The organism is Catellatospora paridis, from assembly GCF_009720365.1.
In the GTDB taxonomy this organism is placed as follows: Bacteria; Actinomycetota; Actinomycetes; order Mycobacteriales; family Micromonosporaceae; genus Catellatospora; species Catellatospora paridis.
Map to the genome: position 1 here is coordinate 197,251 of NZ_ML769317.1, position 13,391 is coordinate 210,641.

General features: G+C 69.7%; 12 protein-coding genes. 9 read left to right on the top strand and 3 right to left on the bottom strand.

All coding sequences use genetic code 11. The annotated features are described in order from the left end of the window. Positions 1 to 517 precede the first annotated feature (517 nt). The 7 genes from F9C41_RS18805 to F9C41_RS18835 are packed head-to-tail and all read left to right on the top strand — an operon-like array spanning position 518 to position 6,656. Positions 518 to 1,462 (top strand): 3-oxoacyl-[acyl-carrier-protein] synthase III C-terminal domain-containing protein, encoded by a 945-nt coding sequence (locus tag F9C41_RS18805; RefSeq protein WP_196279839.1) that lies wholly within the window; start codon positions 518 to 520, stop codon positions 1,460 to 1,462. Next, positions 1,459 to 2,340 carry a diiron oxygenase gene (locus tag F9C41_RS18810; RefSeq protein WP_155388127.1) on the top strand — a complete coding sequence of 294 codons (882 nt, stop codon included), beginning with the start codon at positions 1,459 to 1,461 and terminating at the stop codon, positions 2,338 to 2,340. The genes F9C41_RS18805 and F9C41_RS18810 overlap by 4 nt, the downstream gene beginning before the upstream one ends. Further along, positions 2,330 to 2,575, top strand: coding sequence for a hypothetical protein (locus tag F9C41_RS18815; RefSeq protein ID WP_155388128.1), 246 nt, complete (start codon positions 2,330 to 2,332; stop codon positions 2,573 to 2,575). Before F9C41_RS18810 ends, F9C41_RS18815 begins: the two co-directional genes overlap by 11 nt. Further along, on the top strand, positions 2,572 to 3,453 hold the full coding sequence (locus F9C41_RS18820) for a class-II aminoacyl-tRNA synthetase family protein (protein WP_155388129.1): 882 nt from the start codon (positions 2,572 to 2,574) through the stop codon (positions 3,451 to 3,453). The genes F9C41_RS18815 and F9C41_RS18820 overlap by 4 nt, the downstream gene beginning before the upstream one ends. Then, entirely contained in the window at positions 3,450 to 4,493 is a 1,044-nt protein-coding gene (locus tag F9C41_RS18825) for an SDR family oxidoreductase (protein WP_155388130.1), read from the top strand. Before F9C41_RS18820 ends, F9C41_RS18825 begins: the two co-directional genes overlap by 4 nt. After that, on the top strand, positions 4,477 to 5,619 hold the full coding sequence (locus F9C41_RS18830) for a DUF3419 family protein (RefSeq protein ID WP_155388131.1): 1,143 nt from the start codon (positions 4,477 to 4,479) through the stop codon (positions 5,617 to 5,619). Before F9C41_RS18825 ends, F9C41_RS18830 begins: the two co-directional genes overlap by 17 nt. Beyond that, on the top strand, positions 5,616 to 6,656 hold the full coding sequence (locus F9C41_RS18835; RefSeq protein WP_196279840.1) for a GNAT family N-acetyltransferase: 1,041 nt from the start codon (positions 5,616 to 5,618) through the stop codon (positions 6,654 to 6,656). Before F9C41_RS18830 ends, F9C41_RS18835 begins: the two co-directional genes overlap by 4 nt. A gap of 103 nt (positions 6,657 to 6,759) precedes the next feature. Here F9C41_RS18835 and F9C41_RS18840 read toward each other — a convergent pair whose 3' ends face one another. Continuing rightward, positions 6,760 to 7,536 carry a class I SAM-dependent methyltransferase gene (locus F9C41_RS18840; RefSeq protein ID WP_155388133.1) on the bottom strand — a complete coding sequence of 259 codons (777 nt, stop codon included), beginning with the start codon at positions 7,534 to 7,536 and terminating at the stop codon, positions 6,760 to 6,762. Positions 7,537 to 7,610: 74 nt separating this feature from the next. On the opposite strand from F9C41_RS18840, the gene F9C41_RS18845 reads away from it, so the two are divergent. Further along, positions 7,611 to 8,975 (top strand): MBL fold metallo-hydrolase, encoded by a 1,365-nt coding sequence (locus tag F9C41_RS18845; protein ID WP_155388134.1) that lies wholly within the window; start codon positions 7,611 to 7,613, stop codon positions 8,973 to 8,975. Positions 8,976 to 9,247: 272 nt separating this feature from the next. On the opposite strand, the gene F9C41_RS18850 is transcribed toward F9C41_RS18845, so the two are convergent. Beyond that, a complete protein-coding gene (locus tag F9C41_RS18850; protein ID WP_155388135.1) occupies positions 9,248 to 9,949 on the bottom strand; it encodes a class I SAM-dependent methyltransferase in 702 nt (233 codons plus the stop codon). A gap of 218 nt (positions 9,950 to 10,167) precedes the next feature. On the opposite strand from F9C41_RS18850, the gene F9C41_RS18855 reads away from it, so the two are divergent. Next, positions 10,168 to 12,948, top strand: a complete 2,781-nt coding sequence (locus F9C41_RS18855; RefSeq protein ID WP_155388136.1) for an AfsR/SARP family transcriptional regulator — start codon at positions 10,168 to 10,170, stop codon at positions 12,946 to 12,948. Here the strand turns inward: F9C41_RS18855 and F9C41_RS18860 are convergent. Beyond that, positions 12,895 to 13,344, bottom strand: coding sequence for a hypothetical protein (locus F9C41_RS18860; protein WP_155388137.1), 450 nt, complete (start codon positions 13,342 to 13,344; stop codon positions 12,895 to 12,897). The genes F9C41_RS18855 and F9C41_RS18860 overlap by 54 nt on opposite strands. Positions 13,345 to 13,391: the final 47 nt, after the last annotated feature.

The window sequence follows — 13,391 nt, forward strand, 5'->3', positions numbered from 1 at the left end:
GCTGTCCGCCCACGTAGGATCAACGAGTCATCGGCGCGACATTGGCTGCCGCCCGGCATGGTGATCATGGAAGTGGCAGGTCACCAGACATCGTGATCATGTACTTAGGGTTCATGTAGCCCCGATCAAACACCAACGGTGCGTGCCAAGATCGACTATGGCACGCACCGTTGGTGTTCGATCGTCATAGATCAGCCTGGGCCGTAGGCGTCGGTACAGGTCGAGCTTCTGCTTAGGCTCGACGTCAGCCAGGTCTCGGGCGATGTCGCCCACTCGGCGGCCAACGAGCGGTCCGGGCGCCGTGGCGACCTTGTTGGTACGAGCCGTCCTGCGGCGTCGACCTGGTCGAACATGACGCAGTGACGATGATCTGCGAGGGTGCGCCTGACCTCGGTCATTCGTGACAGGACCGCGGTGACCGACGATCAACGGCTCATCTGGTCGGGGCAATTCACCTAGCGACATCTGAGTACGGATGCTCATGCCTGGTCGGCCCGCGGGGACGAGCATGAGACCCATGAACGGGTTCTACATCGGATCGTTTGCCCATGCTCTGGGCGCGCAGAAGCGGCACCTACGGGAGTCGGCCGAGGCGGGACTGCTCCGGTCGGCTCCACAGGACCTGGAGGCGGCCGGTTTTCGCTGGCACCACGTCTGCGAACCGGAAGACACGGCGTATGACCTGGCACGTGCGGCGGTCGCGCAGATCGCGGCCCGCGGCGACCTCGCCGACGTCGACGCGATCGTCTACGCCACGTGCCTGCCCGACGGGCAGACCGGGTCCGGTCCGGTCCGCGACGTGAAGGACCTGATGGACTTCCCGGCCGGCCGGCTGCAGGCCGAGTTCGGCATGTCCCGGGCGATCGTGGTCGGGCTGCATCAGCAGGCCTGCACCGGCGTGCTCGGGGCGCTGCGGGTGGCGGGCGCGCTACTGGCGACCGAGCCGGGCTGGCGCCGGGTGTTGTGCGTGACCGCCGACCGGTTTCCCGCCGGCGCCTGGTACGAGCAGGCGTACAACCTGATCTCGGACGGGGCCGCGGCCTGCGTGGTCGGCCGGGACCCGGACGTGTGCCGCCTGCTGACCGTGCACCAGATCACCAACGGCGGCCTCGGCCGGGCCGACGACGACGAGACCGTCGGCACCTACTTCGCCTACACCCACCGGCTGGTCCGGGAGGCCGCGGCCCGCGCCGGGCTGGCCCCCGCCGAGCTGGACTGGGTCGTCACCCAGAACATGCACGACAAGGCGTGGCAGATCCTCGCCCGGCTGCTGGAGCTCGACCACGCCCGGGTCTGGGCCCCGACCCTGGCCGACGTCGGGCACGTCATCTCGGCCGACGCCGTGGTCAACCTGTCGGCGCTGCTCGACTCGGGGCAGGTACGGCCAGGGCAGCGGATCGCGGTGCCGGTGGCCGGTTTCGGGCTCAACTGGCAGTGCGCGGTGCTGGAGGTTGCCCGATGAGCGCCCTGGCGACCGCCCTGGCGCAGGTGTCGCAGACCACGGACCGGCTCAGCCGGCTGTCGGTGCGGGCGCACCAGAACCCGTACACCCTGGTCGACTGGCCATCCGCGGTGGACCCGGAGCGGGACTGGTTCAGCACCCCGGAGTACGTGAGCCTGCACGGCACGGCCGTGTGGGCGGGCCTGGACGACAGCGCCCGCCGCCGGGTCGCCTTCCACGAGGCCGCAGGCTTCTACAGCCTCAACATCCACGGGGAGAAGACGCTGATCCAGGGCCTGGCGGCACGGCTCTACCGCAGCGACCTGGCCGGTTCGGCGGGCTACCTGCACCATTTCCTGGACGAGGAGAACAAGCACAGCGTCTACTTCGGCGGCTTCTGCACCCGGTACGCGCGGGTCCACCGCAGCCGTCAGGCGCCGTGGCGCACCGACCGGCCGCGTGACGTCGACGACTTCCTGTTCTTCGCCAAGACGCTGATATTCGAGGAGATCGTGGACCACTACAACCGGGTCCAGGCCCGCGACGCGCGGCTGCACCCGCTGGCCCGTTTCATCAACGACAACCACCACCGCGAGGAGGCCCGGCACCTGGTGTTCGGCCGCCGCCTCGTGACGGAGCTGTGGCAGGCGGCGGACTGGGATCAGCCGACCGCCGCCGAGATCCGCGACGACCTCGCCCGGTTCGTGACCGCCACCTGGCGCGAGTACTACCACCCTGACGTGTACGCCGACGCCGGGCTCGGCGACCCGTGGGAGCTGGCAGAGGCGGCCTGGTCCGCGCCCGACCAGCGCACCCACCGGCGCCAGGTGTCGGCCGACTGCCTGCGGTTCCTGGCGGTGGCGGGCATCCTGACCGAGGAGCCGGCCGATGCGTTCTGAGGCCGAGATCCGCGAACAGCTGCGAACGTTCGTACGGCACCACGCCGGGGGAGTCGACATCACCGACGACACGGAGCTGTTCACGCTGCGGGTGCTGCGTTCGGTACACCTGCCCGAGCTGATCATCCTGCTCGAACGGCTGCGCGGCGCACCCATCGACGTGGAGCAGCTGCGCATCGGCGACTTCGACGGCATCGACGCCATGATGGCCCGCTTCGGGGCGGTGCAGCCGTGACCGGGCCGGCCGACCTGGCCCGGATCGGGCTGCGCTGGGACCCCAGCGGCCAGGCCGGGCTGACCGGGCCGCTGCTGGCGCTCGCCAACGACTGCGACCGCGCCTTCCAGACCATCGCGAGCCGGTGGCGTTCACGCGAGGAGGCGTACCCGGCGACGCTGCCCGCCTCGTCCCTGCACGGGCACCTGCGGTCGTTCCCGCACCAGGTCACGTTCGCGACGACACTCGACCCCGCCGACGCCAACCTGGGCGAGTTCACCGACGGGCCGGTCGTGGACAGGACCGGGGCGGTCGCGTTGACCCGCACGGCACCGGTCACCGCAGTGCTCACCCCAGCGGCCTGCCACCACGTCTACCACGCCCACCAAGGGGAGCAATTGCCGACAGCCGTCCACGTGACCACCCGCAACACCTGCTTCCGGCGGGAGTCGAGCTACGAGCCGCTGCGCCGCCAGTGGACCTTCGCCATGAGGGAGATCGTGTGCCTGGGCACGGCTGAGGAGACCACATCGTTCCTGGCGCAGGCCCGCGCCGCGATCGACTACTTCACCCTGCTGATCGACCTGCCGACGGACTGGACACCGGCGACCGACCCGTTCTTCCGCCCCGAACGCCACCCCGGCCACCTCCTGCAGCGCATCCAGCCGGTCAAGCACGAGGCGATCTACGGCGGCTCACTCGCCCTCGGCTCGGCCAACCTCCACCACGACCACTTCGGGTCCGCGTACTCCATCACCCGCGCCGGCACCCCCGCCACCACCGCCTGCATCGCGTTCGGCCTCGAACGCTGGCTGTACGCGCTCGTCGACCGCCACGGCCCGGACCCCGACAGCTGGCCGGACCTGCTCGCCGCGGCCCGACAGGTGGCAACCCGATGACCACATTGATCACCGGAGCGGACGGCTACCTCGGCCGGCGGATCACCGCCGCGCTGCGCGGCCAGGACCTGATCCTGGCAGTGCGCTGCGCCGACCAGACCGAACTCGACCGCAAACGGGCCCGGCTCGCCCGCGTCGCAGACGTCCCCGTCGTGCCGGTCGACCTGCGCGACGCCGACCCGTTCGCCCACGTGGACCCCCGGCCCATCACACGGATCATCCACGCCGCCGCGCTCATCCGCTTCGACGTCAGCCGCGACACCGCCGAGCAGGTCAACGTCGCCGGCACGGCACGCGTACGCGACTTCGCGCAACGCTGCGACCGGCTCGAACAGCTGATGCTGCTGTCCACGCTCTACAGCGCCGGCCGGCGTCGCGGCGAGGTCCACGAGACCCGCCACGACGACACCGGCTTCGTCAACCACTACGAATGGTCGAAATGGGCCGCCGAGGAGTGCCTACTCGACCCGCCGGGACTGCCGGTGACGGTGGCACGGCTGCCGACGCTGATCGCCGACGACGCTGGCGGCGCCGTCGCCCAGTACAACGCGTTCCACCACACGATGCGGCTCTACCACGCCGGGCTGCTGACCCTGCTGCCCGGCGACCCGGCGACACCACTGAGCCTGGCCACCGCCGAATTCACCGTCGATGCCGTGACGGCACTGCTCGCCGCACCGCCGGGCATCTACCAGATCTGCTCCGGCCCGGTGACCCTCGGCACCGCGATCGACACCGCCTTCACCGTCTTCGATCAGGATCCGAGCTTCCGACGGCGGATGCTGCCCCGCCCGATCCCCTGCGACCGGGCCGGCTTCCGCGACCTGGCACACGCCGCCCGGGCGCTGCGCGGCGGCCCGCTACAGCCCGCGCTCGCTTCCGTCGCGCCCTTCGCCGAGCAGCTCTACCTGCCCAAACACTTCCGCACCGACCGCCTGCGCGCGGCGTGGCCCGGATATCGGACGCACGACGCCACGGCGCTGATCGAGGCGGCGTGCACCGACCTGATCAAGAGGAGTTTCCATGTCACCGCGCATTGAGACACCACAGCACCCGCAGGCGGCACAGCAGCCGGCCCTGGTGCGGCGGACCGAACTGCCCGGCGCCGTCGACGACCGGCTGTACTTCGCCCAGGTCCGCGAGGACCCGGAGCTGGAGATCGCCGCGTTCGCCGCACGGTGGGACGGCCCCATCGCCGTGGTCAGCTCCGCCGGCTGTACCGCGCTGTCACTGCTCGCCGCCGGTGCGACCGAGGTCGTCGGCATCGACGTCAACCGCACCCAGAACCACCTCGTCGAACTGAAAGCGGCCGCGGTCGCGCAACTGGCACCCGGCTCGGCCCTCGGACTGCTCGGCGGCGTCGCCATGGCACCGGCCGCACGGCGGCACGCCTACGACCAGATCCGGGGCCGACTCACCACCGGGGCACGTCACTACTGGGACGCCCACCTACAAGCGATCGATGCTGGAGTCTTGCAGGCGGGGGTCACCGAGCGACTGATGCGCCTCATCGCCCGCTCCCTGCGCGTGGTCCACCCCCGCCGCATCGAGACGCTGCTCGCCCCGCGGACACTCGACCAGCAACGGGAGTTCTACCACCGGGACTGGGACACCTTCGGCTGGCGGCTGCTGTTCGCCGTGCTGTGCAACCGGCTGGTGCTGCGGCGCACCTACGACGAACGGTTCTTCGCCCACGTCGAGAACCCCAGCTACGCCCGCCACTTCCGCCAGGTCGCCGAGCACACACTCACCGACCTGGAGATCGGCGGCAACTACTTCCTGCACCACCTGCTGACCGGTGCCTACCCCGCAGCAAGCCGCCCGCCCTACCTGGACGCGCAGGTGCCCGTCGACCGCCTGCACCTGGTCGACGGTGCCTTCACCGACTACCTGCGTACGCTGCCCGACCGCAGCATGGCCGGGTTCGCCCTGTCCAACATCTGCGAATGGCTGACCGCCGACCAGATCGACGAGCTGTTCGCCGAGATCGTCCGCACGGCCCGGCCGGGCGCCCGGCTGGTCTTCCGCAACTTCGTCGGCTGGACCGAGGTGCCGCCACGCTGGCGCGACGCCGTCCGCGAGGACCGGGCGCGCGGCGAGGAGCTGATGCGCACCGACCGCAGCCTGTGCCAGCGGCGTTTCGCGCTCTGCGAGGTGACGCCGTGAGAGTCCGCGACGCCCGCCCCGAGGACAACGCGGCCCTGGTCGACCTGGCGGCCCGCTGCGCGATGGAAGGCGACCTGGCGCTGTGCATCGACCGGCGGCCCGACTTCTTCGCCCTCAACCGGATCGGCGGCGAGGCCTGGCGGGTCGGGGTCGTCGACGGCGACGACGGCCCGATCGCCTGCGTCGCGGTCGCCCGCCGGCCCTCCTACATCGACGGCCGCCCGGCCCAGCTCGGCTATGTCGGCGACCTCAAGGTGCACCCGGCGCACCGGCGACGCGGCGCCGCCCGCGTCCTGGCGCAATGGGCGCACGACGCCGCCCGCGAGCTGGCCGGCCCGAACGCACCGCTGATCGGCACCGTCCTGGCCGGCAACGACGCCGTCGACATGCTGCGCCGGCAGGTCGAACCCGGCGTACGCCGACAGGCCACCATCAGATCGCACAGCATCGACCTGCTGACACGCCGCCGCATCCCGCCCGGCGACCTCACCGTGACTGTGGCCACCTCCGCAGACGAGCCCGAGATGGTCGAACTGTGGCACCGCGTGGCCGCGTCCCGCCAGTACGCCCCGGTCTGCGAGTCGTTCCCGCTCGACCGACCGGACCTGGACTACCTGGTGGCCCGGCGGCCTGGCGGCGAGCTCGCGGGGTTCGTCGGCCTGTGGAACCAGCACGACATCAAGCAGATGCGCGTCACCGGCTACTCGACCCGGCTGGCGGCCGCCCGGCTCGCCTTCAACGTCGCGGCCCCGCTGCTGCGGGTGCCACGCCTACCGCGCGCGGGCGAGGAACTGAGCTACCGCACGGTGGTCAACCCGTGCGTGCCCGACCCGCAGACGCTGCGCACCCTGATCCGGCACGCCTGCAACCGGCTGCACGGGCAGCACTCGTTCCTCACCATCGGTCTGGACGTCCGCGACCCGCTGGCTGCCGCGCTGACCGGGCTACGGGCGCAGCCCACCGACGTCGACCTGCTCGTACTGGGCGGACCGGACGGCCAGGCCACGCCGGTGCATTTCGAGATCGCCACGGTGTAGACCCGAGTGTCCAGCTGGTGCCTGGTGCCGGCGAGTATCGCGCTATCGACGCCGCCACCAACGCCGACATCGCTGCAGGGTCACGCTGCGCGTCGCGGTGGCATCACTGCGGGCTCGGGCGCAGCTCGGCCCGCAACTGCAGGAACCGGAACACTCCCGGCCGACCGACGACCGTCTGATATCTGTCGACAACCGCATCCACGAACGCGGGAACGTCCGCGGCGGGCAGGCGCGACGCCCAGTCGGAGAATCCGACCGTGCACCACTGCGCGAACTGCTCGCGCGAGCCGAAGTCCCATTCGCGGTCGACGACCGACTGCTGGGTGACTTTCAGGCCCGCGCTGCCCGCGATCGCAGGCAGGTCGTCGGGCTCGATGTGCACGTACGGTGGCGCGAAGCCGGCGAACGCGGACGCCCAGCGCGAATCGTGGGCCACCTCCATCGCGACGCGTTCGACGCTCGGGCGGGAACCGCGGCAGACGAACTGCACGAGCGCTCGGCCGTCGGTTTTGAGCGCCGCAGCGATGTTCCGGTACGCGGTCTGCTGGTCGGCCACCCAGTGCAGCGCGTTGAACGAGACCACGAGGTCGAACTCCGGCCCGAACGTCATGGTGGTGACGTCGCCGACCTGGAACGACACGTTCGCCTGCTGGTCATCGGCAGCGCGAGCCGTCTCGATCATCCGTGGCGACGGATCGACGCCGAGGACGGATCCATCCGGCACCCGCGACGCGATCAGCCGGGTCACGTACCCGTCGCCGCAGCCCACGTCGAGCACGTGTTCGGTGCCCGCGACCTCGACGGATTCGAGGCACGTCGTCGCCATCGCACGCTGCAGTCCGCTGATGTGGGCGTAACCGGCGCCGTCCCAGTCGGCCATCTACGCTCCCGGCCGCGTCGGTGGCGCGTTGCTCGCCGACCGCGGGTAGGCGTTCAACGCTGCGCAGGTGGTCGGTGAATCCGGTCGACAGAAAACACCCGAAGGCTCCACGTAATGAACATAATGGAGTATCTCGTCTGAGCGGGAGGAACACCGACCGACGCCGTTTTCTGGATCTGCTCAAAAATGGCTGGTGCGCGGCTTCGCAGCACGACACGCAGTCAGCGTTCCGCATCAGGTCTCCCGGAGGAGCGATGGCTGATGCCGACATTCACGAGATAGCGCCGAACCTCTGCGTCATCGAGGGCCACCACCCGCACCGTATGTGGGAGGACCCGGATATCCCGACCATCGCGGTCTACCGCGGCGTGTCGACTCTCTACCTGCTCGACACCGGCGTCGGCCCGCAGCAGCGAAGCGCGATCCTCGCCGTCGCGCAGAAGTACGGGCCGGCCGACGAAGTGCTCATCCTCTCCAGCCACGGGCACATCGACCACCTCGGCAACAACGACGTCGTCGACGACATCCCCGCGACCACCAAGCGCAACTACTTCCCGCGGGCCGGACGACCCGGACTCGACGCCAAGACGTTCTTTCGAGTGATGTACGAGCGCGGCGCACCGTACTTCGACTACGTCGACGGCCTGGACCTCGACGCGGACACCGTCAGCTCACTGCTGCGCGGCGTCGGCGCCGACCGGCGATCGACGCCTGACAACGTCGCCAGCCTGGGCGCCGCCGTCGAGGCCGCCGGTGTCGTCCCGGCGATCTCGAAGCTGCTGCCGGGGCTCGTCGTCGACATTCTGATGAGCACCTACCCGCCCGTGCACATCCGTGCCGAATCGATCCACGACTACGAGGAACTCGGACCCGCACGCGACATCACGATCGGCCAGACGACGTGGAGCGGATGGGGCTTCGGCGGCGGCGAGGTCCACGTCTTCCAGACCGCGGGCCATTCGGCGGGAGGCTGCGTCTTCTACGTCCCGGAGCATCGTTTCCTGATGTTCGCCGACGAGACGACGGGCATCCCCATCTGGGCGGACACCGACCCGGCCAACACGATCCGCACGATGCGCCGCGCACTGCAGATGATGGACTCCGGCCACGTCAGCACCGTGTGCGCGGGCCATCGCCCCATGCTGCCCCTGTCGAACGACGAAGCACGCGCCACGCTCACCGGGATCATCGCCGGGGCAGAGGAGTTCACGGCGACGGTGAACGACGGCATCGCGAAACACCCCGATGGCGTATGCATCGACGAGCTCTACGCCGAACTGGTCTCGGCTGCCGCACCGCAGTCGATGATCGCGCTGGTGAAGCAACTCCAGTTCCCGGTGTTCGCGACCTTCCTCAAGCTGACGCTGGCCAACGAGTGCCTCCTGCAGGGCTACCAGCAGGGCCGCGACGACAAAGGCCGCATCACGTTCCGCGCCTGATCCGGCACCGGCGCGTAGCCGATGCGGCCTGACCCACCCAGACGCGGATCGCGAACGGCATTCGTGCGAGCGAGAACTGGTCCCATCGAGGCAGCAGGCATCGCCAACATCTCGACGCTGCGCATGGTCACGGCCGAGGTTGCTGGTCGGCGCTCAGTCGTGCCGGACTGCCGATCGGATCGCGGCAAATCCGGACGTCGTCGTGGACGCTGCCGGCGTGAATGTATGGCAGACGGGCGACTGTCGGTTCGAGGTCGGGAGCGCCTGCGACGTCAGTGTGCGTCCAGGACGAAGAAGAGGAAGCAGATGAAGGCCGTTCTGTCGCCGAGGTCGGGTGGGAGGAGTTCTCGGGGGGTGTCGGGCGAGAAGGGAGGCTCGCTGATGACCGCGATGCGGAAGCCTGCCTCGGTGAACGCGTCGGTCATGGCGTGCAAGGGCCGGTGCCAGAAGGTCAGCACCGCGCGCTGACCGTCGGCGAAGGTGTACTCGTCCGAGTACTGCGTGACGGAGAAGTAATCGGCACTGGGGTCGCTCGACTCGAGGATGCGGGGGTGGTTGACCGACAGAAGCAGACGGCCACCGGGCTTCAGCACGCGCCGCAGCTCGGCCAGCGGTGCCTTCCAGTCCTGCAGGTAGTGCAGTACAAGCGAGACAACGACATCATCGAACGCGCCGTCGGCAAACGGCAGTGGCAGGCTGAGGTCGGCAACCTGCAGGTCGGCGTCCTCACCCAGCCTCTTCCGTGCCAGCTCGACCATGACCGGGCTGGAGTCGAAACCGGCCACGACGGCACCCCTCGCGCGGAGGGCTTCGGACAGAGGGCCGGAGCCACACCCGGCATCGAGCACCCGACGACCGCGGACATCGCCGGCGAGCGCGAGCATCGCCGGTCGCTCGTAGTGAGCGGTGAACAGGCCTGACTCGTTTGCCCTCGAGTAGCTCTCGGCGAAGCCGTCGTAGTGGTCGGCTCTCATCAAGTCCTCGCTTCTTTCGCGCTCCCGGGCGATCTGATCAAGGGTGGCACAGCTCCCGGGCCCGTGGTGACCCCTGACGGGCGCGCGGCCACTCGCAACAACATTCATGCCGCTTGGGACGGATCGCTGTCACTATGGTCGCTGATCGCAGCCTCGAGGCATAACGTCCGTAGCTGTCCCGAAGCGACACGGCCGAGCAGGACGCTGGAGGTGCTCACATGCAGGTGAGGCTTCTCGGGCCCGTGGACGTCGCGGCAGCGGGCGTGGCCACGGAGGTGCCGGGCCTGCGCCGCAAGGCCGTGCTCGCGGTCCTCGGCCTGCACCCTGGACAGATCGTGAGCAGCGACCGCCTCATCGACGTGGTCTGGGGTGGCAACGCTCCGGTGACCGCGCTCAACACCCTGCAGCGCCACATCTCCTACCTGCGTGACGTGCTCGGCAGCAAGACCTCGATCGTGGCCAGGCCACCGGGCTACCTACTGAACCTGCCAGGTGAATCCACCGATGCCGAAGCCGCGCAGCGGCTCATCCGGCTGGGGACGCAGTCATCGGATCCGGCCCAGGCGCTCGACCATCTCCGTGGCGCTCTCGCCCTGTGGCGCGGCCGGCCGCTGGCCGATGTCGCCGAGCTTCGCTGGCTGGGGGAGCAGGCTGAACGCCTCGATCACCTGGAGTACGAGGCAACCCGGGCGCTCGTCGACGTCCGCCTCACCCTGGGCGAACACGCCCAGCTGATACCCGAGCTCGAGCAGCTGATCTCGGCCCGGCCCTTTGACGAGGATCTCCAGCGGCAGCTGATGCTCGCGCTGTACCGCTGCGGCCGGCAGGCCGAGTCGCTGGCGTGTTATCAGCGACTCAAACGGGCGCTGGCCGACGAGCTGGGCATCGACCCGGGGCTTGCGCTGCGGGAACTGGAAGCCGCGATCCTGCGCCAGGACGCCTCGCTGCAGGCGCTGGCGCCCGCCGTCACCGTGGCGGCTGTCCCGGCTGCCGCGTCGGCTCCCGCGCAGTTGCCACTGGCGATCCCGGCGTTCGCCGCACGCCAGCGGGAGGTGGCCCGCCTGGACGCGATGCTCGCCGGTCGGGGCTCGGCGTCGGTGCTCATCGCCACCGTGTCCGGCACCGCGGGCGTGGGCAAGACGACCCTGGCCGTGCACTGGGCGCACCAGGTGCGGCAAGCCTTCCCCGACGGACAGCTCTACGTCGACCTGCGGGGCTTCGACCGTGACGGCGCGCTCGTGGACCCCGCCGTGGCCTTGCGCGGATTCCTCGACGCCTTCGGTGTCGCTGTGCAGCGGATCCCCGCGGGCCTCGACGCCCAGGCGGCCCTCTACCGCAGCGTCCTCAGCGGGAAGCGGGTGCTGGTCGTGCTGGACAACGCCCGCGACGTGGCGCAGGTCCGGCCCCTGCTGCCCGGCTCGCCCGGTTGCGCGGTGCTCGTCACGAGCCGAAATCAGCTGACCGCACTCGTGACGGTCGAAGGCGCCGTGCCGATGACACTGGGCCTGCTGACCGATGACGAAGCACGCGATCTGCTCACCCGGCGGTTGGGCGAAGACCGGGTCGCCGCCGAGGCCGGTGCTGTCCAGGAGGTGATAACGCAGTGCGCCCGGCTGCCGCTGGCACTGGCGATCGCCGCGGCGAGCTGTGTCACCCGCCCGGACGTGCCGGTCGCGGGAGTGGCAGCGCAGCTCCGCGACTCGGCGGGGACGCTGGACGCCCTCAACAGCGCTGATGCGGATACCGATATCAGGTCGGTGTTCTCCTGGTCTTATCTTGCTCTCAGCCCGGACGCAGCCCGGCTGTTCAGGTTGCTGGGCCTGCATCCAGGACCGGATGTGGACGAGTCGGCGGCTGCCTGCCTGGCCGGCCTTTCCGTCGCCGGGGTCCGGCCGCTGCTCGCCGAGCTGATCCAGGCGAATCTCCTGCTGCAGCCCAATCCGCGGCGCTACGGCTTCCATGACCTTCTCTGGACCTACGCCGCCGGTTGTGCGCAGGAAGACGAGCCGGAGCAGCGGGCCCAAGCGATGTGCCGGCTGCTTGACCACTACCTGCATACCGCCTTGTCGGCCGCCATGCTCATCCATCCGCACCGGGATCCGATCGCCGTTGCTGAGCTCAGCCCCGGCACGATGGTGCGGCAACTCGCCGACAAGGACGACGCGACGGCCTGGTTCACCGCTGAGCGAGCGGTGCTGGGTGCCATGATCAGGCGGGCGACCGCCGGCGGCTTCGATCGTCATGTCTGGCAACTGGCCTGGGCACTGCAGGATCACCTGGATCGCGGCGGTCATTGGGAGGAGCATGCGGCCAACCTCGAGGCCGCCATCGAGGCCGCCGGACGCCAAGGCGACCAGGCCGCGCAGGCACATGCGCACCAGAGCCGTTCGACTGCCTGCGCCCGCATGGGCCGTTACGACGAGGCGCACACCCACCTCAGCGATGCCCTCAAGCTCTACGAGGCCCTCGACGATCGCGGTGGCCAGGCCACCGTGCAGTACCAGCTCGGCTGGGTGGCCAACCGCCAGCGCCGTCACGAACAGGCGAGTCATCATGCGCGCCAGGCGTTGCGGCTCTACCGGGCCACGGGAAAGCCGATGATGGCCGCACGCGCGCTGAATTCGCTGGGCTGGACATACGCGTTGCGCGGCGACTACCGCCGGGCCCGGCCGCTGTGTGAGCGTGCGCTGGCGCAGATGCGCGAGCTGGGCGATCTGACGTTCCAGGCAGGGACCTCGGACAGCCTCGGCTACATCTACCACCATCTGGGCGATTACCAGTTGGCCGCAGGTCACTACCGGCGGGCGCTCGACCTCTTCCGCGACCTCAACGACCGCTATTACGAAGCCGACACGCTCAGCCATCTTGGTGACACCCACCGGGCGGCCGGCGACCTTCGGGCCGCCCGGATCGCGTGGCAGCAGGCGTACGAGATCTTCAGCCGGCTAGCGCACGCGGACGCGGTCGGTGTGCGGGCGAAACTCGACGGCGCACACTGACATCGGTTGTTCCGACCACCAGTCCAAAGGGTTGGTGCAGTCGGCGGTGAGCTCGCCCGCGAGCAGCTCGCACACATAGATCCCGGAGGCGAGCTCGCCGAAGAGGCCGCCCGCGTATTCGCACTCGTCCCGTAGCGGCGGGTTCTCCAGTCGGCTGGCGTAGCCGCATCTGTCGTTTTGGCAGAGGATCACGGTGTCGGTGAAGTCGCATGAGTACGAGGTTCGCTGTTCGGAGTAGGCGCCGCCGAGGGTCTTGCAGAGGACCTGCAACGTCTCGGGGCTGACGGTCGGCGGGGGATCGCCTGCGGTGGCTGGGCCCGCCAGGCCGGCCACGAAGCCGGCGATCGTCAGCGCCGAGACGGTGAGAAGCCGGAGCAACTTGCTGACACGGTGCACGGTGAGGTTCTCCTTCGGTGAAATCCAGAGCGTGCGTACACCATGGC

What these genes read in the sequence shown, in the direction of transcription:
- F9C41_RS18805 (WP_196279839.1), top strand. Translation starts at nt 518, where the DNA reads ATGAACGGGTTCTACATCGGATCGTTTGCCCATGCTCTGGGCGCGCAG.
- F9C41_RS18815 (WP_155388128.1), top strand. Translation starts at nt 2,330, where the DNA reads ATGCGTTCTGAGGCCGAGATCCGCGAACAGCTGCGAACGTTCGTACGG.
- F9C41_RS18855 (WP_155388136.1), top strand. Translation starts at nt 10,168, where the DNA reads ATGCAGGTGAGGCTTCTCGGGCCCGTGGACGTCGCGGCAGCGGGCGTG.
- F9C41_RS18830 (WP_155388131.1), top strand. Translation starts at nt 4,477, where the DNA reads ATGTCACCGCGCATTGAGACACCACAGCACCCGCAGGCGGCACAGCAG.
- F9C41_RS18825 (WP_155388130.1), top strand. Translation starts at nt 3,450, where the DNA reads ATGACCACATTGATCACCGGAGCGGACGGCTACCTCGGCCGGCGGATC.
- F9C41_RS18840 (WP_155388133.1), bottom strand. Translation starts at nt 7,536, where the DNA reads ATGGCCGACTGGGACGGCGCCGGTTACGCCCACATCAGCGGACTGCAG.
- F9C41_RS18810 (WP_155388127.1), top strand. Translation starts at nt 1,459, where the DNA reads ATGAGCGCCCTGGCGACCGCCCTGGCGCAGGTGTCGCAGACCACGGAC.
- F9C41_RS18850 (WP_155388135.1), bottom strand. Translation starts at nt 9,949, where the DNA reads ATGAGAGCCGACCACTACGACGGCTTCGCCGAGAGCTACTCGAGGGCA.